This window comes from Clavibacter michiganensis (assembly GCF_016907085.1).
GTDB classification, from domain to species: Bacteria; Actinomycetota; Actinomycetes; order Actinomycetales; family Microbacteriaceae; genus Clavibacter; species Clavibacter michiganensis_O.
This window is the reverse complement of the sequence record NZ_JAFBBJ010000001.1, coordinates 1,440,963-1,465,638: the sequence shown is the minus strand read 5'-3', so window position 1 is coordinate 1,465,638 and position 24,676 is coordinate 1,440,963. Positions and strand designations below refer to the sequence as shown.

At 73.1% G+C, this 24,676-nt stretch carries 23 protein-coding genes and 1 tRNA gene; 19 read left to right on the top strand and 5 right to left on the bottom strand.

Going from position 1 to position 24,676, the window contains the following annotated elements; all coding sequences use genetic code 11:
* Positions 1-263: 263 nt before the first annotated feature.
* From JOE38_RS06645 to JOE38_RS06635, 3 genes are read left to right on the top strand one after another with little or no spacing between them, the layout of a single operon-like run.
* The gene (locus tag JOE38_RS06645; protein WP_204575421.1) at positions 264-1,196 is read left to right on the top strand and encodes a MetQ/NlpA family ABC transporter substrate-binding protein; all 933 of its coding nucleotides are present in this window, start codon (positions 264-266) and stop codon (positions 1,194-1,196) included.
* Positions 1,193-2,230 carry a methionine ABC transporter ATP-binding protein gene (locus JOE38_RS06640; RefSeq protein ID WP_204575420.1) on the top strand — a complete coding sequence of 346 codons (1,038 nt, stop codon included), beginning with the start codon at positions 1,193-1,195 and terminating at the stop codon, positions 2,228-2,230. Before JOE38_RS06645 ends, JOE38_RS06640 begins: the two co-directional genes overlap by 4 nt.
* 1 nt (position 2,231) lies before the next feature.
* A complete protein-coding gene (locus JOE38_RS06635; protein ID WP_204575419.1) occupies positions 2,232-2,891 on the top strand; it encodes a methionine ABC transporter permease in 660 nt (219 codons plus the stop codon).
* Between the two features lie 38 nt (positions 2,892-2,929).
* Here the strand turns inward: JOE38_RS06635 and JOE38_RS06630 are convergent, their stop codons facing one another.
* A complete protein-coding gene (locus JOE38_RS06630) occupies positions 2,930-3,826 on the bottom strand; it encodes a LysR family transcriptional regulator ArgP (protein ID WP_204575418.1) in 897 nt (298 codons plus the stop codon).
* 69 nt (positions 3,827-3,895) lie between these two features.
* On the opposite strand from JOE38_RS06630, the gene JOE38_RS06625 reads away from it, so the two are divergent.
* From JOE38_RS06625 to JOE38_RS06615, 3 genes are read left to right on the top strand one after another with little or no spacing between them, the layout of a single operon-like run.
* Positions 3,896-4,705: a LysE/ArgO family amino acid transporter gene (locus JOE38_RS06625; RefSeq protein ID WP_204575417.1), complete on the top strand. Its 810-nt coding sequence runs from the start codon at positions 3,896-3,898 to the stop codon at positions 4,703-4,705.
* A gap of 2 nt (positions 4,706-4,707) precedes the next feature.
* Positions 4,708-5,715, top strand: coding sequence for an LLM class flavin-dependent oxidoreductase (locus tag JOE38_RS06620; RefSeq protein ID WP_204575416.1), 1,008 nt, complete (start codon positions 4,708-4,710; stop codon positions 5,713-5,715).
* A 7-nt stretch (positions 5,716-5,722) separates the two neighbouring features.
* Complete coding sequence (locus JOE38_RS06615) at positions 5,723-6,079, top strand: TraR/DksA family transcriptional regulator (RefSeq protein WP_204575415.1); 357 nt, start codon at positions 5,723-5,725, stop codon at positions 6,077-6,079.
* Between the two features lie 29 nt (positions 6,080-6,108).
* On the opposite strand, the gene JOE38_RS06610 is transcribed toward JOE38_RS06615, so the two are convergent.
* Positions 6,109-6,612, bottom strand: coding sequence for a MarR family winged helix-turn-helix transcriptional regulator (locus tag JOE38_RS06610; RefSeq protein WP_204575414.1), 504 nt, complete (start codon positions 6,610-6,612; stop codon positions 6,109-6,111).
* A gap of 51 nt (positions 6,613-6,663) precedes the next feature.
* Between JOE38_RS06610 and JOE38_RS06605 the strand changes: the two genes are divergently transcribed.
* From JOE38_RS06605 to JOE38_RS06585, 5 genes are all read left to right on the top strand, one after another.
* A complete protein-coding gene (locus JOE38_RS06605) occupies positions 6,664-6,858 on the top strand; it encodes a hypothetical protein (protein ID WP_204575413.1) in 195 nt (64 codons plus the stop codon).
* Between the two features lie 15 nt (positions 6,859-6,873).
* Positions 6,874-7,056 carry a hypothetical protein gene (locus tag JOE38_RS06600; protein WP_204575412.1) on the top strand — a complete coding sequence of 61 codons (183 nt, stop codon included), beginning with the start codon at positions 6,874-6,876 and terminating at the stop codon, positions 7,054-7,056.
* A gap of 76 nt (positions 7,057-7,132) precedes the next feature.
* Positions 7,133-7,207: transfer RNA gene (locus JOE38_RS06595), tRNA-Gln, on the top strand.
* A 48-nt stretch (positions 7,208-7,255) separates the two neighbouring features.
* Positions 7,256-8,782 (top strand): bifunctional UDP-N-acetylglucosamine diphosphorylase/glucosamine-1-phosphate N-acetyltransferase GlmU, encoded by a 1,527-nt coding sequence (gene glmU / locus JOE38_RS06590; RefSeq protein ID WP_204575411.1) that lies wholly within the window; start codon positions 7,256-7,258, stop codon positions 8,780-8,782.
* A gap of 33 nt (positions 8,783-8,815) precedes the next feature.
* Positions 8,816-9,793, top strand: a complete 978-nt coding sequence (locus JOE38_RS06585) for a ribose-phosphate diphosphokinase (protein ID WP_204575410.1) — start codon at positions 8,816-8,818, stop codon at positions 9,791-9,793.
* Positions 9,794-9,813: 20 nt separating this feature from the next.
* On the opposite strand, the gene JOE38_RS06580 is transcribed toward JOE38_RS06585, so the two are convergent.
* Complete coding sequence (locus JOE38_RS06580; protein WP_015490910.1) at positions 9,814-10,188, bottom strand: hypothetical protein; 375 nt, start codon at positions 10,186-10,188, stop codon at positions 9,814-9,816.
* Between the two features lie 70 nt (positions 10,189-10,258).
* A complete protein-coding gene (gndA, locus tag JOE38_RS06575) occupies positions 10,259-11,713 on the bottom strand; it encodes an NADP-dependent phosphogluconate dehydrogenase (RefSeq protein WP_204575409.1) in 1,455 nt (484 codons plus the stop codon).
* 139 nt (positions 11,714-11,852) lie between these two features.
* Between gndA and JOE38_RS06570 the strand changes: the two genes are divergently transcribed.
* The 4 genes from JOE38_RS06570 to mfd all read left to right on the top strand — a co-directional run bounded on the left by JOE38_RS06570 (position 11,853) and on the right by mfd (position 19,040).
* Positions 11,853-13,778, top strand: coding sequence for a gluconokinase, GntK/IdnK-type (locus tag JOE38_RS06570; protein ID WP_307838842.1), 1,926 nt, complete (start codon positions 11,853-11,855; stop codon positions 13,776-13,778).
* Between the two features lie 169 nt (positions 13,779-13,947).
* Positions 13,948-14,592, top strand: a complete 645-nt coding sequence (locus JOE38_RS06565) for a 50S ribosomal protein L25/general stress protein Ctc (RefSeq protein WP_204575408.1) — start codon at positions 13,948-13,950, stop codon at positions 14,590-14,592.
* Positions 14,593-14,731: 139 nt separating this feature from the next.
* Positions 14,732-15,319 carry an aminoacyl-tRNA hydrolase gene (pth, locus tag JOE38_RS06560; RefSeq protein WP_015490906.1) on the top strand — a complete coding sequence of 196 codons (588 nt, stop codon included), beginning with the start codon at positions 14,732-14,734 and terminating at the stop codon, positions 15,317-15,319.
* Between the two features lie 88 nt (positions 15,320-15,407).
* Positions 15,408-19,040 (top strand): transcription-repair coupling factor, encoded by a 3,633-nt coding sequence (gene mfd / locus JOE38_RS06555; RefSeq protein ID WP_204575407.1) that lies wholly within the window; start codon positions 15,408-15,410, stop codon positions 19,038-19,040.
* A 36-nt stretch (positions 19,041-19,076) separates the two neighbouring features.
* Here the strand turns inward: mfd and JOE38_RS06550 are convergent, their stop codons facing one another.
* Complete coding sequence (locus JOE38_RS06550; RefSeq protein ID WP_204575406.1) at positions 19,077-20,306, bottom strand: Na+/H+ antiporter NhaA; 1,230 nt, start codon at positions 20,304-20,306, stop codon at positions 19,077-19,079.
* Between the two features lie 106 nt (positions 20,307-20,412).
* Between JOE38_RS06550 and JOE38_RS06545 the strand changes: the two genes are divergently transcribed.
* The 4 genes from JOE38_RS06545 (at position 20,413) to eno (ending at position 24,633) form a co-directional block, all read left to right on the top strand.
* On the top strand, positions 20,413-21,126 hold the full coding sequence (locus JOE38_RS06545) for a MazG family protein (protein WP_204575405.1): 714 nt from the start codon (positions 20,413-20,415) through the stop codon (positions 21,124-21,126).
* Positions 21,127-21,280: 154 nt separating this feature from the next.
* Entirely contained in the window at positions 21,281-21,916 is a 636-nt protein-coding gene (locus JOE38_RS06540) for a TetR/AcrR family transcriptional regulator (protein WP_204575404.1), read from the top strand.
* 12 nt (positions 21,917-21,928) lie between these two features.
* Positions 21,929-23,236 carry a histidine--tRNA ligase gene (gene hisS / locus JOE38_RS06535; protein WP_204575403.1) on the top strand — a complete coding sequence of 436 codons (1,308 nt, stop codon included), beginning with the start codon at positions 21,929-21,931 and terminating at the stop codon, positions 23,234-23,236.
* A gap of 116 nt (positions 23,237-23,352) precedes the next feature.
* A complete protein-coding gene (eno, locus tag JOE38_RS06530) occupies positions 23,353-24,633 on the top strand; it encodes a phosphopyruvate hydratase (RefSeq protein WP_012038953.1) in 1,281 nt (426 codons plus the stop codon).
* Positions 24,634-24,676: the final 43 nt, after the last annotated feature.

The following is a 24,676-nucleotide window of genomic DNA, read 5'->3' as shown; positions in this document are numbered from 1 at the left end:
CACGCCCCGCCCGTCCGCCTACCGTCGAGGTGCTGCAGGGACGCGGCCGTCGGCCGTCGTCGGCGTCCCGCATCGGAGGTCGAGACGTCGTCCCGCGCGCGCCTCCCGGAGGCATCCGATCCGGACGCCCTGGCGCGTCCGCCCGACCGCGTCGGCGCGCTCATCCGCGCGCCGCCCGCCGAACCGCATCCCCGCCTCGCCGCACGACCGCACCCGCACCACCACCGGACAGCACCGGCGCCCGCACCACCGAGAGGACCCCCATGACCACCCAGGCACCCTTGATCGACGCCCCGAAGCGGAGGAACCGCCTCGGCCTCCTCATCGGCGCGGTCGTCGTCGTCCTCGCGATCGTCGCGGCCGTCCTCTTCGCCACCGGCGCGTTCTCGGGCGGCGGCAAGGCCGTGCGCATCGGCGTCGTCGGCGCGAGCGACCCGCAGTGGCCCCTCTTCGTGGAGGCGGCGAAGGAGCAGGGCATCGACGTGGAGATCGTCGACTTCACCGAGTACCCGCAGGTGAACCCCGCCCTGTCGGAGGGCGAGATCGACCTCGACCAGTTCCAGCACCTCGTCTACCTCGCGCAGTACAACGAGGGTTCGGGCGAGGACCTCGCGCCCATCGGCGCCACGGCGATCTATCCGCTCGGGCTGTACTCGTCGAAGCACGCGTCGGTCGCCGACATCCCGCAGGGCGGCACCGTGATCCTGCCCAACGACGAGTCGAACCTCGCGCGCGGCCTGCTCCTGCTCCAGCGCGAGGGCCTCCTGACGCTGAAGGGCGGCGGATCCAGCGTCTCCACGCTCGACGACATCGACCAGGCCGCGTCGAAGGTCAGCGTCACGACGGTGGACGCGGCGCTCACCGCCACGTCGCTGCCGGACGCGGACGCCGTCATCATCAACAACGACTTCGTCACCGACGCCGGCCTCACCGCCGACGACGCGATCGCGCAGGACGACCCCAGCGACCCGAAGGCGCTCGCCTACGTCAACGTCTTCGCGGCCCGCGCCGCCGACGCGCAGAACGAGACCTACCTGGAGCTCGCGCAGATCTTCCGGGACACCCCCGCCGTGGTCGACGCGGTCGTCGAGAACTCGGGCGGCACGGCGATCCCGCTGCAGACGCCGGCCGACGAGCTGCAGAGCCTCCTCACCACCACCGAGAAGGCCGTCGCCGAGAAGAAGGCGGCTCGATGACGGACGCCCCGCACGTCTCCCTGCGGGGTGTCGGCAAGCGGTACCCGGCGCGCGCGAAGGGCGAGCAGGCCCTCGAGGCGCTCGCCGACGTCGACCTCGACATCCGCCGCGGCGAGGTGTTCGGCATCATCGGCTACTCGGGTGCCGGGAAGAGCACGCTCGTGCGGCTCGTGAACGCGCTCGAGCGGCCGACCGCCGGAACGGTCTCGGTCGACGGCCGGGAGATCCAGGGCCTGCCCGAGCGGGAGCTCCGGAAGCTGCGCCTCGGCATCGGCATGGTGTTCCAGCAGTTCAACCTCTTCACCTCGAAGACCGTGTGGGGCAACGTCGCGTACCCGCTCACGGTCGCGGGCATGCCGAAGGACCAGCAGCAGCGGCGGATCAGCGACCTGCTGCACTTCGTCGGCCTCGCCGACAAGGCGCACGCCCGGCCCGACGAGCTGTCCGGCGGCCAGAAGCAGCGCGTCGGCATCGCCCGCGCGCTCGCGACGAGCCCCGCGATCCTCCTGGCCGACGAGGCCACGAGCGCGCTGGATCCCGAGACCACGAGCGAGGTCCTCGCGCTCCTGCGCCGGGTCAACGAGGAGCTCGGCGTCACCATCGTCGTCATCACGCACGAGATGGAGGTCATCAAGTCCATCGCCCACCGCGTGGCCGTGATGGACTCCGGCCGCGTCATCGAGCAGGGCGAGGTCTTCGACGTGTTCTCGCAGCCCTCGAGCGACGCCGCGCGCCGCTTCGTCTCCACCGTCGTCGCCGGGATCCCCGAGACCGACGAGGTGCAGCGCCTCCGCCGCCGTCACCCCGGCCGCCTCGTCACGCTGTCCTTCGCGGACGGCGGCGCCACGCAGATCGAGGTCTTCCGGGCGCTCGCGGATGCGGGCATCGCGTTCGAGGTCGTGCACGGCGGCATCACCGACATCCAGGGCCGCACGTTCGGCAACCTGACCCTCGCGCTCGGGGGTGACCCCGCGCGCATCGACGAGGTGCTCGCGGCCGACCGCGCCGGCGTCACCGTGACGGAGGTGGTCTGAGATGGACGCGCTCACCCCGCTCCTGCCGCTCCTCGGCCAGTCGACGGTCGAGACGCTCGTGATGGTGCTGCTCACCGTCGTGTTCGGCGGACTCGGCGGCCTCCTGATGGGCCTCGGCCTCTATCTCACGCGCGCCAGCAGCCTGCTGCCGAACCGGGCCGTGTTCGCGGTCCTCAACGTGGTCGTCAACACCTTCCGGCCGATCCCGTTCATCATCTTCCTGGTCGCGGCGCAGCCCCTCGCCCGCCTGGTCACGGGCACCGGCATCGGGCAGCCGGCGATCATCTTCACGCTGTCGCTCGGGGCGTCCTTCGCGATCAGCCGCATCGTCGAGCAGAACCTGCTCACCGTGCAGCCGGGCGTGATCGAGGCGGCCCGATCCGTGGGCGCGAGCCCGGTGCGGATCATCTTCACGCTGCTGATCCCGGAGGCGCTCGGCCCGCTGATCCTCGGCTACACCTTCGTCTTCGTCGGCATCGTGGACATGACCGCGGTGGCGGGCTCGGTCGGCGGCGGCGGCCTCGGGAACTTCGCCATCGTCTACGGCTACCGGCAGTTCGAGCCGGTCGTGACGTGGGCGGCCGTGCTCATCATCATCGTGCTCGTGCAGGTGGTGCAGTTCGCCGGCAACCGGATGGCCCGGGCGGCCCTCCGGCGCTGACGCCGCCGCCCCGGCACTACCTCGCGGCCGTCGCGCTCCTACCGGAGCGAGGCGGCCGCGGCGCGCACGTGCCGGGTGAGGTCGGCGAGCACGGGGGAGTCGACGCTCCAGCGCTGCCAGTGCAGGGCCACGTCCACGTGGGATCCGGCGTCCAGCGGCACGAGCGCGCCCGACGCGACGAGCTCCTCGCTCTGCAGGTCGGGCAGCATGCCCCAGCCCATGCCGAGCGTGACCGCCGTGACGAACTCCGCCGACGACGGCACGTAGTGGCGCGGCTGGCCGGCGGGCGCGCGGCGTCCGCGCAGCCAGCGGTCCTGCATGGCGTCCTTCCGGTCGAACATCACGAGCGGCGCCACCGCCAGCGCGCTCGGCGTCGGCCCGTCTGCCAGGTGCGCGGCGACGTAGGCGGGCGTCGCGAGGGCGCGGTACCGCATCCGCCCGAGCCGCTCCGAGGTGCAGCCCTGCACCGGGTCCTTCACGCTCGTGACGGCTGCCATCGCGGATCCGTCGCGCAGCAGGTCGAGGGAGTGGTGCTCGTCCTCGCGCAGCACCTCCACGGCCTGTCCCGTCTCGGCCGCCAGCGCCGCGAAGGCCGGCAGCAGCCACGACGCGAGCGAGTCGCCGTTCACGACCACGGGCACGGCCGCCGTCCCCGCGCGGGGCGCCTCGCCCTCGCCCACGCCCAGCAGCCCGTCGAGGTCGCGCTCGAGCAGGAGCACCTGGCGCGCGTGGCGCAGCACGGCGTCGCCCGCCTCGGTCGTGGTGGCGGGCCGGGTGCGGCGGAGGAGCACGCGGCCGGCGCTGCGCTCGAGCGCGGTGATCCGCTGGCTCACCGCGGAGGGCGTGAGCCGCAGCGCGCGGGCGGCGGCGTCGAGCGTGCCCGTGTCGATGACGGCGGCCAGGGTGCGCAGGTGCTCGGTGCGGATGTCCATCATCAGCGATGCTAATGGTGCCGCAGTAACATGAGCTGGTCTGATGCGCAGCCGGTGCCTAGCGTGGAGGCCATGCACCCGCTCGCGCACGCGCTCTCCGGCTTCGGCCTCGGCTTCTCGCTCATCGCCGCGATCGGCGCGCAGAACGCCTTCCTCCTGCGGCAAGGGACGCGCCGCGAGCACGTGCTCGTCGTGGTCCTCATCTGCGCGGTGTCCGACGTGATCCTCATCGGCCTCGGCGTCGCCGGGATCGGCGCGGTCATCGAGGCGGCGCCCGTCGCGATCGTCGTCATCCGGATCCTCGGCGCCTGCTTCCTCGCGGGCTACGCGGCCCTCTCGCTGCTGCGGGCCGTCGCGCCCCGGGGCCTCGCGGTCGCCGTGTCCGCGCCGCGCGCGCTCGGCACCGTGGTCGCCGCGTGCCTCGCGCTCACCTGGCTGAACCCGCACGTCTACCTCGACACCGTGCTCCTCGTCGGATCCGTCGCGGCCGGCCACGGCGACGGCCGCTGGGCGTTCGGCGTCGGCGCGATGGTCGCCAGCTGCGTCTGGTTCACGCTCCTCGCGACGGCGGCCCGGGTCTTCGCGCCCGTGCTCGCCCGCCCGTCCGCGTGGCGGGTGCTCGACACCGTGATCGCCGGCGTGATGCTCGTGCTCGCCGTGCAGATCCTGCTGCCGCTCGTGCCGGCCGGGCTGGGGGAGGGGGCGCGGATCCTCGTCGCCACCGCGATCTGCGCGGCCCTCGCCGGCGCCGTGGCCGCGTGGTCGATCGCGCGCCGACGTCGCGCGGACGCGGCTCGCGGGGACGCGACGACGGCCGACGCGCCCACCGCCCCCGCTCCGACCGGGCTCGGAACACCGGAGGCGTCCGCGCTGTTGGGATGAGCATGACCGTCCCGCTCTCCATCCTCGACCTCGCCCCCATCGCCCCCGGGGAGACCGCCCGCGACAGCTTCGCCGCCTCCGTCGCCCTCGCCCATCAGGCCGAGCGCAGCGGCTACCGTCGCGTCTGGTACGCCGAGCACCACAACATGGCGTCCATCGCCTCGAGCGCGACGAGCGTGCTCATCGCCCACGTGGCCAGCCAGACGTCCACCATCCGGCTCGGCTCCGGCGGCGTCATGCTCCCGAACCACTCGCCGCTCACCATCGCGGAGCAGTTCGGCACGCTCGAGACGCTGCACCCGGGCCGCATCGACCTCGGCCTGGGCCGCGCCCCCGGCAGCGACCAGGCGACGTTCCGCGCGCTCCGCCGCGACCCCGGATCCTCCGACCGATTCCCCGAGGACGTCGTCGAGCTGCAGGGCTTCCTCGCCGGCGAGAGCCAGGTGCCGGGAGTGTCCGCGACCCCGGGCGCCGGCACGCGCGTGCCCCTCTACATCCTCGGATCCTCGACCTTCGGCGCCCAGCTCGCCGCGGCCCTCGGCCTGCCGTTCGCCTTCGCGTCGCACTTCGCGCCCGACATGCTGCTCGACGCCATCGCGATCTACCGCCGCGACTTCCGTCCGTCGGAGCAGCTCGACGCGCCCTACGCGATCGCGGGGATCAACGCCATCGCGGCCGACGACCGTGCCGACGCCGAGCGCCAGTTCGCCGATGTCCGCCGCGCGCGCCTGATGATGCTGCTCCGCCAGAGCGGCCAGATCCCGGCCACGCAGACCTTCACGGACGACGAGCTCGACCGCCTCCTCGAGGCCCCGGTCGGCGCGCACGTCGCCAGCATGATGACCTACACGGCCGTCGGCACGGGCGCCGAGGTCTCCGACTACGCGAACCGGTTCGCGGAGCAGGCGGGGGTCGACGAGGTCATCGTCGGGCATGCCTCGCAGCGCACGCCGGAGCGCCTCCGCTCGGTCGAGCTGATGGCGGACGCGCACGCGCTCGTCGCCGCGTAGCGGGCCGGTGCCCGACGACGCCGCGCCCGCTCCGGCGGACGCGCGCGCGGCCCTCGCCGCGCTGCGGGCCGACACGCTCGCGCTCATCCGCGGGCTCGACCGCGACGTGGCCGCGATCGTCGAGGCCCGCCAGGACGCGAACTCCGACGACGAGCACGACCCCGAGGGCGCGACCCTCGCGTTCGAGCGCTCGCAGTCCGACGCGATGATCCGCGAGGCCCGCGTCCGGCTCGCCGACGTCGACGCCGCGGTCGCGCGCCTCGACGCGGGCACCTACGGGCGATGCGAGGTCTGCGGCGAGGCGATCCCCGCGGGCCGCCTCGAGATCCGCCCGGCTGCGCGCCGCTGCGTCGCGCACGCCTGAGGCCGCAGGCGCGCGTCGGGCGTCAGGCGTCAGGCCCCGTCGTCGTCGAGGTCGAGGATCAGCTGCCGCAGCAGCCCCGCCAGCACGTCGCGGTCGGCGCCCGGCATCGTGTCGAGGAGCGTCGCCTCCTCGGCGACGAGCCGGGTGATGGCGGTGTCGACGCGCGTGCGGCCCGCGTCCGACATGACCACGAGGATCCCGCGCCCGTCGTGCGGATCCGTCCGCCGCTCCACGAGCCCGCGCGCCACGAGCCGGTCGATGCGGTTCGTCATGGTGCCCGAGGAGACGAGCGTCTGCTGCAGGAGCGCCTTGGGGCTCAGCTGGTAGGGATCGCCCGCCCGGCGGAGCGCCGACAGCACGTCGAACTCCCACGACTCGAGCTCCGACTCCTGGAACGCCGACCGCCGCGCCCGCTCCAGCAGCCGCGCCAGGCGACCGACGCGCGACAGCACCTCGAGCGGGGAGAAGTCGAGGTCGGGCCGCTCGCGTCGCCACGCGTCGACGATGCGGTCGACCTCGTCGCGGCTGGGCATCCCCCCATCATGCCGGTCCGGGGCGTCCGCCCGGTCGCTAGCGTGAAGGGCATGGCCGACCTCCCCTCCATCCGCTCCGTCATGCCAAGGTGGTACGTGGGCGGGGCCGGGCTGGCCCTCCTCGTCGCCCTCCTCCTCGTCCCGGTCGCGAACCTCGGTCTGGTGCTCCCGATGTGGGGCGCCCTCATCGGCACGACGATCCGCGACCGCCATCGCGGTGCCGAGCGCATGATCCCCCGGAAGTAGGCCCTCGTCGCGGCGGTGCTGACGCCGCTCATGCTCGGCATCGCCGCCCTCCTCAGCCAGGTGTGGCCCTTCCAGCGGGGCGCGTTCGACTGGCGCGTCCTCATCGGCGGGGCCGTCGCGCTGGTGCTCGGCGGCGCGCTCCTGCTGGTGCTGCGGTTCCGCGACGACCTCCGCCGACGCCGAGCGCGCGGCACCTGACCTCGCGCCGCGCCCCGGTCTCCGCCCCCGGGGACCTCTGGCAGACTCGACCTGCGCACGGCCGGACCGTGAGCGGTCCGCCTTGGTGTAACGGCAGCACTTCAGCCTTTGGAGCTGTGAGGTCCAGGTTCGAATCCTGGGGGCGGAGCCACGCCCGACGGCCGCGCCGGACAGACGCACGAGGACCAGGGAGACCGCCATGACCGACTCAGACATCACGCCGACGACCCGCGAGATCCCCATCGTCACGGGCGAGCTCGACGTCGACGGCGAGCCGCGCAGCCCCTCCATCGCGGTCGTGATCCTCGCCGCCGGCCAGGGCACCCGCATGCGCTCGCGCCTCCCCAAGGTCCTGCACCCGCTCGCCGGCCTGCCGCTCGTCGGCCACGTGCTCGCGACCGCGGAGGAGCTCGGCGCGCGCCACATCGTCACGGTCGTGCGCCACGACCGCGACCAGGTCGTCGAGGTCGTGCGCGCGCTGTCGCCCGAGGCCCTCGTGGTCGACCAGGACGAGATCCCCGGCACCGGCCGCGCGGTGGAGGCGGGCATCACGGCACTGCCCGAGGGCTTCACCGGCCAGGTCGTCGTGCTCTCGGGCGACGTGCCCCTGCTCGATGCGGCCACCCTCCGCTCGCTCGTCTCCGCGCACCGCCAGGCGCGCAACGACCTCACCCTCCTCACCGCCCGCCTCGACGACCCGACCGGCAACGGCCGCATCATCCGCGGACAGGACGGCGCGTTCGAGGCCATCGTCGAGCAGAAGGACGCTACCGGCGAGCAGCTCCGCATCGACGAGGTCAACGCGGGCGTCTACGTCTTCGACGCGGAGGCGCTCCGGCAGACGCTCGGCGCGATCGGCACCGACAACGCGCAGCGCGAGAAGTACCTCACCGACGCGGCCGACGTGATCCGCCGCGCGGGCGGCGCCATCGAGGGCCTGCCGGTGCGCGACAGCTGGCTCGTCGCCGGCATCAACGACCGCGTCCAGCTCACGGCCGCGGCCACCGAGCTCAACGCGCGCATCATCCGCCGCTGGCAGCTCGCGGGCGTGACGATCCAGGACCCGCGCACCACCTGGATCGACGTGAAGGCCACGCTCTCCGCCGACGTCACGATCCTCCCGGGCACCCAGATCCTCGGCGCCTCCACGGTCGCCGCCGGCGCCACCGTCGGCCCCGACACGACCCTCCGCGACACCGAGGTCGGCGAGGACGCCGTGGTCCGCCGCACCGACGCGGAGCTGGCCGTCATCGGCGCCCGCGCGACGGTCGGCCCGTTCTCCTTCCTGCGGCCCGGCACGCGCCTCGGCGACGACGGCAAGATCGGCGCCTACGTCGAGACGAAGAACGCGGAGATCGGGGAGCACAGCAAGGTCCCGCACCTCAGCTACGTCGGCGACGCGACGATCGGCGCGCACACCAACATCGGCGCGGGCGCGGTCTTCGCGAACTACGACGGGCACACGAAGCACCGCACCGAGGTGGGCGACCACGTGCACCTCGGCTCGCGGAACGTCCTCGTCGCACCGGTTAGGATCGGTACCGGCTCCTACACGGGTGCCGGTGCCGTCATCCGCAAGGACGTCCCGCCCGGCGCACTCGGCATCTCGGTGGCGCCGCAACGCAACATGGTCGGCTGGACCGAGGCCAAGCGACCGGGCACCCCCGAGGCCCGGGCCGCCGTCGAGGCCGCCGACGGGCCTGCGGACGACGCGTCCGACGCCTGAGCACACCGAGCAGCACTGACGAGACGGAGTCCCGTGTCCGCAATCAAGACCGCCGGAGAGAAGCGGCTCGTGATCGTCACGGGTCGCGCGCACCCCGAGCTCGCCGAGCAGATCGCCCAGGAGCTCGAGACGAGCCTCGTGCACACCGACGCGCGGACCTTCGCCAACGGCGAGCTCTACATCCGGTACGACGAGAGCGTGCGCGGCAGCGACGCGTTCGTCATCCAGTCGCACACGGCGCCCATCAACGAGTGGCTCATGGAGCAGCTCATCATGGTCGACGCGATGAAGCGGGCCTCGGCCAAGCGCATCACCGTGGTCGCCCCGTTCTACCCCTACGCCCGGCAGGACAAGAAGGGCCGCGGCCGCGAGCCGATCTCCGCCCGCCTCGTCGCCGACCTGTTCAAGGCCGCCGGCGCCGACCGCATCATGTCGGTCGACCTGCACGCCGCGCAGATCCAGGGCTTCTTCGACGGCCCCGTCGACCACCTCTTCGCGATGCCCGTGCTCCTCGAGCACATGCGCTCGGTGCTCGACTCCTCGACCCTCACGGTCGTCTCGCCCGACATGGGCCGCGTGCGCGTCGCCGACATCTGGAGCGACAAGCTCGGCGCGCCGCTCGCCATCATCCACAAGCGCCGCGACCCGAAGGTGCACAACCAGGTCACCGTCCACGAGATCGTCGGCGACGTCGCCGGACGCGTGTGCCTCCTGGTGGACGACCTGATCGACACCGGCCGCACCATCGTCTCGGCCGCCGAGGCGCTGAAGAAGAACGGCGCCACGGGCGTCGTGGTCGCGGCCACGCACGCCGTGTTCTCCGACCCGGCCACGCAGATCCTGAACAGTCCGCACATCGACTCGGTGGTTGTCACGGACTCGCTGCCGATCCCCGCGGAGAAGCGCTGGGACAAGCTCACGGTGCTGCCCATCGCGCCGCTGCTGGCCCGCGCGATCCACGAGGTCTTCGACGACGGATCCGTCACGAGCATGTTCGACGGCGCGGCCTAGGACCAGCGCCGGCTCCAGGATCAGTCCCGCGAGTTCCGCTCGACGACCTCGCGCGCGACGCGACCCGAGGGGATGAGCCCGAGCGACGTGATGTGCTCGTCGCCGCCGAAGGCGTACTTCGTGTAGCACTCGTAGCCCACCACGCCGGGGCCGAACAGCTGGAACCGCACCTCGTAGGAGGGGGAGTCGGGCCGCTCGTACGCCACGAAGTCGGCGCAGGCCATGTCGGCCGTGCTCGCGCCCACGCGCACCATGGTGACGACGCCGGGGAGAAGCAGGCTCACGATCCCGACCACGACGACCACGCGCATCACGAGCAGGGTGCGCTTGCTGCGCAGGCTCCGCGGGCGGTGCGGCTCATAGCCCGCGAGCTCCGGGTGCTCGTCCTCGTCCATCCGCCCCAGTGTGACAGACGCCCCGCCGCCCGGGATGGGCGGCGGGGCGTCGGCGACGGTCGGCTGGCCGCTAGTGCGTGTCCTCCGCCTCGACCTCGGAGCGGTCGCCGGACCACAGCGTGTGGAAGGTGCCCTCCTTGTCGGTGCGGTGGTACGTGTGCGCGCCGAAGAAGTCGCGCTGTCCCTGTACGAGGGCGGCGGGTAGGCGCTCGGAGGCGAGCGAGTCGTAGTAGCTCAGCGCCGACGCGAAGCCGGGCACCGGGATCCCCGACAGCGCGGCGACCGAGACGACCCGGCGCCAGGCCTGCTCGCCGTCGGCGACGGCCTTGGCGAAGTACGGGTCCTCGAGCAGCGTCGCGAGCCCTGCGTCCTTCTCGTACGCCTCGACGATGCGGTTGAGGAACTGGGCGCGGATGATGCAGCCGCCGCGCCAGATCTCCGCGACCTTGCCCTTGTCGATGTCCCAGCCGTACTCCTTCGCGCCCGCGATGATCGCGTCGAAGCCCTGCGCGTACGCGACGACCTTGCTCGCGTAGAGCGCGGCGCGCACGTCGTCCTCGAAGGTGTCGCCCGCGGGCTGGATCTCGGGACGGCGCGTGATGGTGGCTTGCACGGCCTTGCGCTGCTCGGGCTTCGAGGACACGGCGCGCGCGAACACGGCCTCCGCGATCCCGCCCACCGGCACGCCGAGGCCCACCGAGTTCTGCACGGTCCAGACGCCCGTGCCCTTGGATCCGGCCTGGTCGACGATGACGTCGACGAGCGGCTTGCCGGTCGACGCGTCCTTCTGCCGGAGCACCTCGGCGGTGATCTCGATGAGGTACGACTCGAGGTCGCCCCCGTTCCACTCCTCGAACACGTCCGCGATGGCGTCCGGCTCGTGGCCGCCGACGCGGCGCAGCAGGTCGAAGGACTCCGCGATGAGCTGCATGTCGGCGTACTCGATGCCGTTGTGGATCATCTTCACGAAGTGCCCGGCGCCGTCGGTGCCGATGTGGGTGACGCAGGGCTTGCCCTCCGCGACCGCGGCGATCGACTCGAGGATGGGGCCGAGCGTCTCGTACGCCTCGGCCGTGCCGCCGGGCATGATGCTCGGGCCCTTGAGCGCGCCCTCCTCGCCGCCGGAGATGCCGGCGCCGACGAAGTGGAGGCCCTTCGCGCGGACCTCCTTCTCGCGGCGGATCGTGTCGGTGAACAGCGCGTTGCCGCCGTCGACGATGATGTCGCCCTCCTCGAACGCCTCGGTGAGCTGCTCGATGACGGCGTCCGTGCCGCGTCCGGCCTTGACCATGATGATCGCGGTGCGGGGGCGCTGCAGCGAGGCGGCGAACTCCTCGATCGTGGTGGCGGCGACGAAGCCCGCCTCGGGGTGCTCCTCGACGAGGTCGGTGGTCTTCTGGGTCGTGCGGTTGTACACCGCGACCGTGTTGCCCTCGCGGCTGGCGAGGTTGCGGGCGAGGTTCGACCCCATCACCGCGAGCCCCACCACCCCGATGTTCGCCGTGGCCTGCTGGTCATCTGACATCTGATGCCTCCTTGTCGACAGTCGTCCTCAGGCTACGCCCGGGCCCCCGACCGTCAGCGGGGCGTCGGGGAGCGTCTCGTAGGATGGATGAGCGCACCCACACGGAGCGCCGCACGAGTTCCTCACCGAACCGCAGGGAGTGATCCGCATCGACGCCGTCCGCCCGTTCCCGCCCGTGATCGTGATGGGGGTCTCCGGATCCGGGAAGTCGACGGTGGGCGAGATCCTCGCCCAGGACGCGGGCGTCCCCTTCATCGACGGCGACGACCTGCACCCCGAGGCCAACCGCCGCAAGATGGCCGAGGGCCACGCGCTCGACGACGACGACCGCCGACCCTGGCTCGAGGAGGTCGGCCGCGTGCTCGCCGGTCGCCCCGAGGGCGGGCCGGTCGTCGCGTGCAGCGCGCTGAAGCGCTCCTACCGCGACATCCTCCGCGCCGCCGCGCCGGACGCCGTCTTCGTGCACCTCGCCGGCGACCACGATCTGCTCGCCGAGCGCCTGGGCGGCCGCGAGGGCCACTTCATGCCGTCGAGCCTCCTCGCGTCGCAGCTGCGCACGCTCGAGCCGCTCGGCGACGACGAGCAGGGCATCACCCTCGACATCACCGACGATCCCGTCGCCCTCGCCGACGCGGCGGTCCGCGAGCTGCTGCCGGGCGGTCGCACGGCGTCCCCGGGCCGGGTCGACGAGGAGCCGGCCACCTCGACCGAGCCCGCGGCCGCGGTGCCCGAGGCGGACGTCCCCGCGGTCGTCCGGGAGGCGCGGTCCGAGGCCGACGTGCCCCGGGCGGACGTGCACCGCGCCGACGCGGCACCGTCCGCGGGCCCGGAGGGCGCCCCCGCCGCCGCCGTGCACGAGCCCATCCGCGTCGCGATCGTCGGCTGCGGCGTCATCGGCACGCACCACGCGCGCGTCCTCGCCGAGCACCCCGAGTTCCGCGTCGCCGCGCTCGTCGACGTCGCGGACGCCACGGCCGAGGAGCTCGCCGACGTGGTGGTCGACGAGCTGCGCGCCGCCCGCCCGCGCGTCTTCGCGCACCTCGGCGACATGATCCGCGCCGACGCCGCCGAGCTCGTCGTCATCTGCACCCCCAGCGGCCTGCACATCGGCCTCGCCGAGGAGGCGCTCGCCGCCGGCCTCCACGTGGTCATCGAGAAGCCGCTCGACGTCGACCTGGCGCGCGGCCGCCGCATCGCCGAGCTCGCGCGCGAGGCCGCCGGGCGGGGGATCCTCTCGACCGTCATCAGCCAGCACCGCTTCAACCCGTCGAGCGTGATCGTCGACCGCGCCGTGCGCTCCGGCCGCCTCGGCCGCCTCACCACCGCGGTCGCCAGCGCGCCGTGGTGGCGCAGCCAGGGCTTCTACGACTCCGGCCACTGGCGCGGCACATGGGACCTCGACGGCGGCGGCGCCCTGATGAACCAGGGCGTGCACACGCTCGACCTGCTCGTCTCCTACCTCGGCCGACCGGTCGAGGTCTACGCGCAGACCGCGCTGCTCGCGCACGACGGCATCGAGGTCGAGGACGTCGCGGTCGCCGTGATCCGCTTCGCCTCCGGCGCCCTCGCCACGCTGCAGGCGACCACCGCCGGGTACCCGGGCCTCGACACCCGCGTGCAGGTGCAGGGCACGCGGGGATCCGCGGTCATCGAGGCCGGGTCCCTCACCTACTTCCACGCGGCGCCCGAGTCGGGCGTGCCCGCCCAGGCGGACGTGCGCAACGACGCCGAGCTGGAGATCCACGCCGCCGACCTGCCGCGCTCGCCGCGCCTCGACAACACGTACCTCGAGGGCCACTACCGGCAGTACGACGACATCGCCGACGCGCTGCGCACCGGTCGCCCGGCCGGGGTCACGGTCGACGACGCGTTCCTCTCGCTCGCGACCGTGGTGAGCGTCTACGTCTCGGCCACGCTGGGCGCACCGGTCGCGTTCGAGGACGTCGTCGACGGGGTCCACGACGGCCTGCGGCTCCGGGTCGGCCAGTCCACGCCGCCCGCGCCGGGATCCCCGTCGCCGGCGGCCGCCCCCGACGCGTCGACCGGGGACCCGTCCGTCCGGTAGCATCGGGGGTTGAACTTCGGCGAGGGATCGCAGGAGCCGTGCGCGAGCGCGGCGGCGGTCCGTTATCGACGCGGTGGACGGGGCTCGCACCTCATTCCTCACGCGCAAGCGTTCGAGCAGACACAGACACACGACGCGAGCCCTCACGGGCCGCAATTGGAGCGACACCATGGTGGACAACAACCTCTCCGCGGAGCTGCGCACGCAGTTCGGCAAGGGCGCGGCCCGCAAGATCCGCGCGATCGGCAAGATCCCCGCGGTCATCTACGGCCACGGCACCGACCCGCAGCACGTCACGCTGCCGGGCCACGAGCTCATGCTCATCATCCGCAAGGCCAACCAGATCATCACGCTCGACATCGCGGGCACGCCCCAGCTGGTGCTCGTGAAGGACGTCCAGAAGGACCCCGTCCGCCAGATCATCGAGCACGTCGACCTCATCGTCGTCCGCCGTGGCGAGCGCGTCGAGGTCGAGGTCCCGATCCACGTCGAGGGCGAGTCCTACCCCGGCACGATCCACAACCTCGAGAACACGTCCATCACGGTCGACGTCGAGGCCACCCACATCCCGGAGCGCTTCACCGTCTCCATCGAGGGCTTCGAGGAGGGCACCCAGGTCACGGCCGGCCAGGTCGACCTCCCCGCCGGCGCCAACCTCGTCACCGACCCCGAGACCCTCGTGGTCGCGATCTCCGTGCCGCAGCTCGACCTCACGACCGACGCGGTCGACGAGGACGTCGTGGCCGAGGGCGACGCGGACGTCGCGGTCACCGACGACGGCGCCACCGGCGACCAGTCGGGCGACGACAAGTAGCATCCCCGCGGCCCCGGCCGCACGCACGACCAGCACGACAGCACCACGGAGCCCGTCGGCCGCCGTCCGGGACACCGGCAGCGGCCGGCGGGCTCCGCGCATCCGCCCCGGATGCGATCGACGGACGAGGAGAGCGCACGTGGACGACCGGACCCTGCTCGTGGTCGGCCTCGGCAACCCCGGCCCGCAGTACGCGGGCACGCGGCACAACGTCGGCCAGATGGCGCTCGACGTGCTCGCCGACCGGATGCGCGCCACCTTCCGCTCGCACCGCGCCAACGCGCAGGTCGCCGAGGGGCGCGCGGTCCCCGGCGGGCCGAAGCTCATCCTCGCGAAGCCGAGCTCGTTCATGAACCTGTCCGGCGGGCCGGTCGCGAACCTCCTCAAGTACTTCTCGCTCGAGCCCGCGCAGCTCGTGGTCGCGCACGACGAGCTCGACATCCCGTTCGACTCCATGAAGCTCAAGCAGGGCGGCGGCCACGGCGGCCACAACGGTATCCGCGACATCATCTCCTCCGCCGGCACGGGCGACTTCACGCGCGTGCGCATCGGCATCGGCCGCCCGCCCGGCCGCCAGGACGCCGCCGACTTCGTGCTGAAGCCCTTCTCCTCCACCGAGCGGCAGGTGCTGCCCAACGTGCTGGAGGACGCGGCCGACGCCGTCGAGATGATCGCCTCCGACGGCCTCATCGCGGCGCAGCTGCGCTTCCACACCGCCGCGTCCTGATCCGCGCGGCGGGCCCGTGGTGCAGCCCGCGCGTCCGCCCTCGGCGGACGACGCCGGCCCTGTCGGCGGTGGCGCGTACGATCATCTGGTGATCCTCCAGGGCTTGATCCCGGCGCTCTCGCGCGCCTCCACGTTCGACGACGCCCTCGCATCGGCCTCCCGCGACGCCGACTTCTCCCTCACCGAGGGGCTCCAGGGGCCGCTGCTCGCGGGGCTCCTCCGCCAACGCATCCAGCGCGGCATCCCGGGGTGCCTCTTCGTCGTCACCGCCACCGGCCGCGAGTCCGAGGGCATGCGCCGCAGCCTCGACGCGGTGCTCCCGGACGCCGAGATCCTCGAGTTCCCCGCGTGGGAGACGCTGCCGCACGAGCGCCTCAGCCCGAGCGCCGAGATCGTGGGCAAGCGGATCCACGCGCTGCGCCGCATGGAGCAGTGGCACGCCGCGCTCGGCCAGGGCGCCCGCGAGGTGCCCGCCGACCAGGTGCGCCCGCTCGTCATCGTCGCCTCGGTGCGCGCGGCCCTCCAGCCCGTCGCCGACAACCTCACGGAGCTCGCGCCCGTGCAGCTCGCCACCGGCAGCCGCGGCCACGACCTCTCCGAGCTGGCCGTCCGGCTCGTCGACCTCGCGTACTCGCGCGTCGACATGGTCACGCGCCGCGGCGAGTTCGCGGTGCGCGGCGGGATCCTCGACGTCTTCCCGCCCGTCTCCGACCACCCCGTGCGCGTCGAGTTCTTCGGCGACGAGGTCGACCAGATGCGGCCGTTCGCGGTCGCCGACCAGCGCTCGCTCGAGGAGGAGATCACCTCGGTCGAGCTGCCGCCCAGCCGCGAGCTGCTGCTGAGCGCGCCCGTGCGCCAGCGCGCCCGCGAGATGCAGCACGAGTTCCCGAACCTGCAGCAGATGCTCGCGAAGATCGCCGAGGGCATCCCGGTGGAGGGCATGGAGTCGCTGGCTCCCGCGCTCGTCGACCGGCTCGTGCCCGTCACGCACTACCTGCCGGTGGACGCGGCCATCGCCGTCGTCTCGCCCGAGCGCGTCTCCACCCGCGCGCAGAGCCTCGCCGACACCAACCGCGAGTTCCTCGACGCCGCGTGGAACGCCGCCACGGCGGGCGCGCAGGCGCCCATCGACCTCGCGTCCGGCGACTTCCTCTCGCTCGGCCGCCTGCGGGATGCCCGCGGCCCCCGCCGCTGGTGGACCCTCTCGGGCTTCCAGGCCACCGACGTGCTCCCGGAGGACCTGGGGATCGACGAGGTCATGACCGTGCGCATCCAGGCGGATCCCGTGCCGAGCTTCGCGGGCAACGCCGACGGCGCCATCGAGCACGTGCGCGAGCGCCTCGCGGCCGGGTGGAGCGTGGGCGTCGTGGCCCAGGGATCCGGCCTCGTCGAGCGCGCCGACACCGTGCTGCGCGAGGCGGGCGTCCCGGCGCGCGTGGTCGAGGAGTTCCCCGCCGAGCCCGAGCCCGGCATCGCCTACCTGCTCCGCTCGGCCATCGACGCGGGCTTCGAGATGCCCGAGGTCAAGCTCGCGCTCCTCACCGAGAGCGAGTTCTACGGGCGCGCCGCCGGGTACGACAGCCGCCAGGTCAAGAAGCTCGCCACGCGGCGCAAGAACGTCGTGGATCCGCTGCAGCTCAAGCCCGGCGACCACGTCGTGCACACCACGCACGGCATCGGGAAGTTCGTCGAGCTCACGCAGCGCGAGGTCTCCTCCGGCGGCCGCAACGCCGTGAAGACCCGGCGCGAGTACCTCGTCATCGAGTACGCGCCCTCGAAGCGCGGCTACCCGGGCGACAAGCTCTTCGTGCCCACCGACCAGCTCGACCTGCTCAGCCGCTACGTCGGCGGGGAGGAGCCCGCCCTCAGCAAGATGGGCGGCAGCGACTGGGCCGCGGCGAAGGGCAAGGCCCGCCGGGCCGTCCGCGACATCGCGGTCGAGCTCGTGAAGCTCTACTCCGCGCGCATGGCGTCGCGCGGGCACTCCTTCCCGCCGGACACCCCGTGGCAGCGCGAGCTCGAGGAGGCGTTCCCCTTCATGGAGACGCCCGACCAGCTCACCGTCATCGACGAGGTCAAGCGCGACATGGAGAGCCCCATCCCCATGGACCGGCTGGTGTCGGGCGACGTCGGCTTCGGCAAGACCGAGATCGCCGTGCGCGCCGCGTTCAAGGCCGTGCAGGACGGCAAGCAGGTCGTGATGCTCGTGCCGACCACGCTGCTCGTGAAGCAGCACTTCGAGACCTTCTCCGAGCGCTTCGCCGGATTCCCGGTGCATCTCCGGCAGCTCAGCCGCTTCCAGTCGGAGAAGGAGTCGCGCGAGACCGTCAAGGGCCTCGAGGACGGCTCGGTCGACGTGGTCATCGGCACGCACCGGCTCCTCACGGGCAACATCGCGTTCAAGGACGTGGGGCTCGTCATCATCGACGAGGAGCAGCGGTTCGGCGTCGAGCACAAGGACGCGCTGAAGAAGCTGAAGGCCAACGTCGACATCCTCGCGATGTCGGCCACGCCGATCCCGCGCACGCTCGAGATGGCGGTCACCGGCATCCGCGAGATGTCGACGCTCGCGACGCCGCCGGAGGACCGGCACCCGATCCTCACGTTCGTGGGGCCGAACAGCGAGAAGCAGATCGCCGCCGCCATCCGCCGCGAGCTGCTGCGCGAGGGCCAGGTGTTCTTCGTGCACAACCGCGTGTCGAGCATCAACCGGGTCGCGTCGGAGCTCGCGGAGCTCGTGCCCGAGGCGCGCGTCGCCGTCGCCCACGGCAAGATGAGCGAGGCGATGCTCGAGCAGGTCATCGTCGACTTCTGGGAGCGCAAGTTCGACGTGCTCGTCTCGACGACCATCATCGAGACCGGCCTCGACATCGCGAACGCCAACACGCTCATCATCGACCGGGCCGACAAGTACGGCCTCAGCCAGCTGCACCAGCTGCGCGGGCGCGTCGGCCGAGGCAGGGAGCGCGCGTACGCGTACTTCCTCTACGACGCCGACAAGCCCCTGTCCGAGACGGCGCACGACCGGCTGTCCACCATCGCGGCGAACAACGAGCTGGGATCCGGCATGCAGGTCGCGCTCAAGGACCTCGAGATCCGCGGCGCCGGCAACCTGCTGGGCGGCGAGCAGTCCGGGCACATCCAGGGCGTCGGCTTCGACCTCTACCTGCGCATGATCGGCGAGGCCGTCTCCACCTTCCGCGGCGACGTCGCCGAGGGCCAGACGGAGCTGCGGCTCGAGCTGCCGGTCGACGCGCACATCCCCGAGGAGTACGTGGACAGCGAGCGGCTGCGGCTGGAGGCGTACCAGAAGCTCTCCACCGCGGCGTCGCCCACGGCCACCGACGACCAGATCGACCGGGTCATCGAGGAGCTGTCCGACCGGTATGGCGAGCCGCCCGTCGAGGTCGACAACCTCGTGCGGGTCTCGCGCCTGCGCCGCGTGGCGCAGCGCGCCGGGCTCAGCGAGGTCGTCGCGATGGGCCCGAACCTCCGCATCGCGCCGGCCGACCTCGCCGACAGCAAGCAGGTGCGCCTGCAGCGCATGTACCCGGGCAGCCGGCTCTTCGCGCAGACCAACGCCGTCATGGTGCCGCTGCCCAAGCGCGACGGCGAGCCGCTGCCCGATGCCGAGCTCGTGGACTGGGTGCGGCAGCTGCTCGACGCCGTGTTCACGGTGGAGCCGGCGCCGGCGGCGAAGGAGTCGGCGCCCAAGGCGTGACCAGCCGGTCGTGATCCGCGGCGGGTCGGTCGGCGCCTACGCGCGGGCCGGCCCGCCGTCGGCGTGCGCCGGGAAGTCGTCGCGCGTCGCGTCGTCCCCGTCCGTGGTTGCGCCAGCGCGGCGTGCCCGGCGGCTGCGGACCGACAGCGTGACGGCCGCCGCGACGATCGCGACCCCGGATCCCAGCAGCACCGCGAGCGTGCCCTCGTCGCGCACCTCGTCGAGGCCCGCGAAGGCGAGCTCGCTCATCAGCAGCGAAACCGTGAAGCCGATGCCGCCGAGGAGCGACACGGTCACGAGGTCGGGCACGGCGAGGCCGCCGGTGGATCCGCGGCGGCGCGCGACCCACGCCCCGAGCAGACCGCCCGCGGTGATCCCCACGAGCTTGCCGAGCGGCAGCGCGAGCGCGATGCCCCAGAAGGCCGGCGCGAGCTCCGCGAGGCCGATCGCGGGGATCGCGACGAGCGCCGCGGAGAACGCGAACAGCGGCAGGACGATCCCGTTCGAGAACGGCTCGAGCGCATGCGCCGCCCGGAGACCCGAGAGGCGTGGGAGCGCGAAGCCGAGGGCCACGCCGGCGATCGTCGCGTGGATCCCGGAGGAGAGGGTCGCCCACCACGTGACGAGCGCGATGAGCACCAGCAGCGCGACCACGGCGACCCGCACGGCACCCGTCCGCCCGACGCCGAGGCGACCCACGATCGCGAACACGACGACGCCCGCGACCGCGATGCCGAGCGCGCCCACGTCGAGGTCGGTCGTGAAGAAGACCGCGATGATCCCGATGGCGATGAGGTCGTCGAGCACGGCCAGCGCCAGGAGGAACACGCGGACGGCCGCGGGCAGCCCGCGCCCGAAGACCGCGAGGACGCCCAGCGCGAAGGCGATGTCGGTCGCGGTCGGCACGGGCCAGCCGCGCTCGAGGCCGCTGCCCGCGGTGATCGCGAGGTAGACGCCCGCGGGCACCACCACGCCGCCGACCGCCGCGATGGCGGGCACGAGGGCGCGCGAGACGCTGTTCAGCCCGCCGGCCAGGAACTCGTGCTTGAGCTCGACCGCGACGATGAAGAAGAAGACGACCAGCAGGCCGTCGCTGACCCAGTGCCGGAGCGACAGGTCGACGCCGATCGCGGGGACGGCGAGGTGCCCGTCGGCCCACGCGATGAGGCCGGGCCCGGCCGGCGTGTTCGCGACGACGAGGCCGACGACGGCCGCGAGGAGGAGGAGCCCGGCGGCGACGCGCTCGGAGCGGATGAGGGAGGTCATGGGGCCTTCCGGGGTCGATGGATGGGGAGACGGTCACCCGCCGCCGACCAGACTTCCCGGCACACCGACCCTCAGCCTACCGGCGGCCCGGTGCGAGGATGGCGGGATGAGCGAGCCCGCGTCCCCGTCCGCATCCGCCGCCCCATCGGGATCCGAGGCCGCGTCCGTCGCCGTCGCCGAGCTGGCCGCCGCGATGGCCGTCCTCCGGGCCCCCGACGGCTGCGTCTGGAACCGGGGGATGACGCACCGCAGCCTCGTCCCGTACCTGCTCGAGGAGAGCCACGAGCTCGTCGAGACCATCGAGACGGACGACGTGCCCGGCATGCGCGAGGAGCTCGCCGACGTGCTCCTCCAGGTCGTCTTCCACGCCGACATCGCGCGCACCGAGGGCGAGGGCTTCGACCTCGCCGACGTGGCCCGCACCGCCACGGACAAGATGGTGCGCCGCCACCCGCACGTCTTCGGCGACGAGCGCGCCGACACGGTCGAGGAGGTGCTGCGCGTCTGGGGCGCCGCCAAGGACCGCGAGAAGTCGGCGCGCACGAGCGTGGTCGACGGGATCCCGATGGGCATGCCGTCCCTCGCGCTCGCGGACAAGCTGCTCGGCCGGGCCGAGCGCGTCGGGCTGCTGGAGGCGGACGCGCCGGCCGCGATCCCGGTCGACGACGAGGACGACCTCGGCCGGCTGCTCCTCGCGGTCGTGGTCTCCGCGCGGTCGCGCGGGCTCGACGCGGAGCGCGCGCTGCGGACGACGCTGCGGTCGCTGACCGCGGAGATCCGCGCGGCCGAGCCGGCCCCCGGCGCGGGCCGGAGCGCCTGAGGCGAGGTCCGGCCCGCGGGGGCGTCGCCCGGGATTTACCCGATCCCGGGCCGCCATGTCCATCGCCTCCACCCGAAGGAGACGGCGGACAGATCTGGGCGCTCACACCGTACGGGTCTTCGCCGCCTGTCCATCACAGGCGTTATGGTGAAGCGTGGCAGCCCCGGATCCGCGTCGCCGCCAGGACCTGCTGGCCCACATCCTCGACCACCTCCGCGCGCACCCGCTCCAGTCGGTGACCTTCCGCGGGCTGGCCGACGCGCTCGGCGAGAGCACCTTCGTGCTCGTCTACCACTTCGGATCCAAGGAGCGGCTGCTCGAGGCCGCGATGGACGCCATCGACCAGCGGCAGGCGGAGATGGTGGCGGGCGATCCGCGCGCGATCCCCGCGACCGAGCTCCGCGCGTGGGCGACGCAGGCGTGGCGGTGGCGCCTCACCGACGTCAACCGCGACTTCCAGCGCCTCGAGTTCGAGGCCGCGCTCCTGCGCACCCGGGACGGCGTCGTGCGCCCCCATGCCATCGCGAGCGTCGCGGCGTGGCGGCGGTTCGGGCTCGAGTGGATGATCGCGCACGGCGTCCCCGAGGACGTCGCCATCGACACCGCCGACCTCCTGCAGGCCGGCTCCTACGGACTGCAGTTCGACTTCGTCATCTCCGGCGACCGCGTGCGGGCCATGCGCGGCTTCGAGGCGCTCGTCGACGCGTTCGTCCCGCGGATCCGGCCCTGGCTCGACCTGCCGGACCGCCCGCGCGCGCCCGGCTCGCCCGACCGGCACCGCGCCGCCTGACAGAATCGGGGGATGCCCCAGCAGATCACGCCGCCCCGCGGCATGCGCGACTTCCTGCCCGCCGAGAAGGCCCGTCGCGAGCAGGCGCTCGCGATCATCCGCCGCACCTACCGCGCGCACGGCTTCGACGAGATCGAGACCCCCGTGGTCGAGGAGTCCGGCCGTCTGCACGCGGGCCTCGGCGGCGACAACGAGAAGCTCGCCTACTCGGTGCTCAAGCGCGGCCTCTCGGGCGACGACCTGCGTGCCGCTGCCGACGCCGGCGACGTGCTCGCGCTCTCCGACCTCGGGCTGCGCTTCGACCTCACGGTTCCGCTCGCGCGCTTCTACGCGTCGCACCGCGCGGAGCTGCCGGGCGTCTTCCGCTCGATCCAGGCCGCGCCCGTCTGGCGCGCCGAGCGCCCGCAGAAGGGCCGCTACCGGCAGTTCATGCAGTGCGACATCGACATCATCGGCGAGGCCGGGCAGCTGGCCGAGGTCGAGCTGATCTCCGCCACCGCCGCGACGCTCGCCGCGCTCGGCCTCACGGGCTGCACCATCCGCGTCAACGACCGCCGCATCCTCCGCGGGATCCTCGACGCGTGCGGCTTCGCGCCCGAGCGCCAGGCGCAGGCGCTCATCAGCATCGACAAGCTCGACAAGATCGGCGCCGCGGGCGTCGTGGCCGAGCTCGCCGAGGGCGGCGCCGACGCGGCCGACGTGCTGGGCGGGATCCTCGCGCGCATCGAGCCCGCGCTCGCCGACGGCGGCGTGCCGCTCACGGCCGAGGCGATCACGGGGATCCTCCCCGCGGGCGTCGACCCCGACGCGGTCGCCGACCTCGAGACCCTCGCCAGCGCGCTCGTCGGCCTGCCCGAGGGCGTCACGCTCCGCTTCGACCCGACGCTCGTGCGCGGCATGGGCTACTACACGGGCACGATCTTCGAGATCGCGCACCCCGCGTCCGGCAGCTCGGTGGGCGGCGGCGGCCGCTACGACGGCATGATCGGCCGCTTCCTCGGCCAAGACGTGCCGGCGGCCGGCTTCTCCATCGGCTTCGAGCGGATCGTCGACCTGGCCGTCCTCCCGGCCGCCGAGGACGCGGACGCCATCGCCCTCGTGCACGACCGGCGGACCCCCGTGGCCGTGCTCGCGCGCCTCAAGGCCGAGCTCGTCGCCTCGGGCCGGCGCGTGCGCCTGGAGCCGCGGCCGAAGAACGTCGCGCCGCTCCTCGAGGCGCTCAAGCAGCAGGGCTTCCGCACGTTCGCGGCCGTCGACGCCGACACGGCCGATGCCGCGTCGCTGCAGGAGCGCCCGCTCGACGGCGGCGCGCGCGGCTGATCCGCCACCTGCGCGACACCTGCGCGCAGGCCCCGCCGCCCCCGGCCCGGAATGACCCCGCGGCTAGGATGGACCCGACTTCCCACCCCCTCACCGCAACGCAAGGAGACCATTCCGTGGCAGCCATCGAAGCAGTCAACGCACGCGAGATCCTCGACTCCCGGGGCAACCCGACCGTCGAGGTCGAGGTGCTCCTGGAGGACGGCACGTTCACGCGCGCGGCCGTCCCGTCCGGCGCATCCACCGGCGCCTTCGAGGCGTACGAGCTGCGCGACGGCGACGCGGGCCGCTACCTGGGCAAGGGCGTCCAGAAGGCCGTCGCCGCCGTCGTCGACGAGATCGGCCCGGCCATCCAGGACCTCGACGCCGCGGACCAGCGCATCATCGACGCCACGATGATCGAGCTCGACGGCACCGAGAACAAGTCCCGCCTCGGCGCCAACGCGCTCCTCGGCGTCTCCCTCGCGGTCGCGAAGGCCGCGGCGGACTCGGCCGAGCTGCCCCTCTACCGCTACCTCGGCGGCCCGAACGCGCACACGCTGCCCGTCCCCATGCTCAACGTCATCAACGGCGGCTCGCACGCGGACACCAACGTCGACATCCAGGAGTTCATGCTCCTGCCCGTCGGCGCGTCCACCTTCTCCGAGGGCCTGCGCTGGGGCGTCGAGACGTACCACGCGCTCAAGAGCCTGCTGAAGAAGAAGGGCCTCTCCACCGGCCTCGGCGACGAGGGCGGCTTCGCGCCGAACCTCGACAGCAACCGCGCCGCGCTCGACCTGCTGATGGAGGCCATCGACGCCGCGGGCTTCACCGCCGGCAAGCAGATCGCGCTCGGCCTCGACGTCGCGTCCAGCGAGTTCTACTCCGACGGCGCCTACACGTTCGAGGGCCAGAAGGTCGACGCCGCGCACCTCACCGCGTACTTCGCCGACCTCGTCGCGTCCTACCCCCTCATCACCATCGAGGACCCGCTGGACGAGGACGACTGGGCCGGCTACGACCACTTCACCGCCGAGCTCGGCGCGAAGGTGCAGATCGTCGGCGACGACCTCTTCGTCACGAACCCGAAGCGCCTCGCCGACGGCATCACGCGCGGCGTGGCCAACTCGATCCTCGTCAAGGTCAACCAGATCGGCACGCTCACCGAGACGCTCGACGCGGTCAGCCTCGCGCAGCGCAGCGGCTACACCACCGTGCTCTCGCACCGCTCCGGCGAGACCGAGGACACGACCATCGCCGACCTCGCGGTCGCCGTGGACGCGGGCCAGATCAAGACCGGCGCCCCCGCCCGCAGCGAGCGCGTCGCGAAGTACAACCAGCTCCTCCGCATCGAGCAGGACCTCGGCGCCGCCGCGGTCTACGCCGGCCGCAGCGCCTTCCCGCGCTTCCAGGCCTGATCCGGCCGATCCGCCCGCGCCCATCCGGCGCGGGCGGATCGCC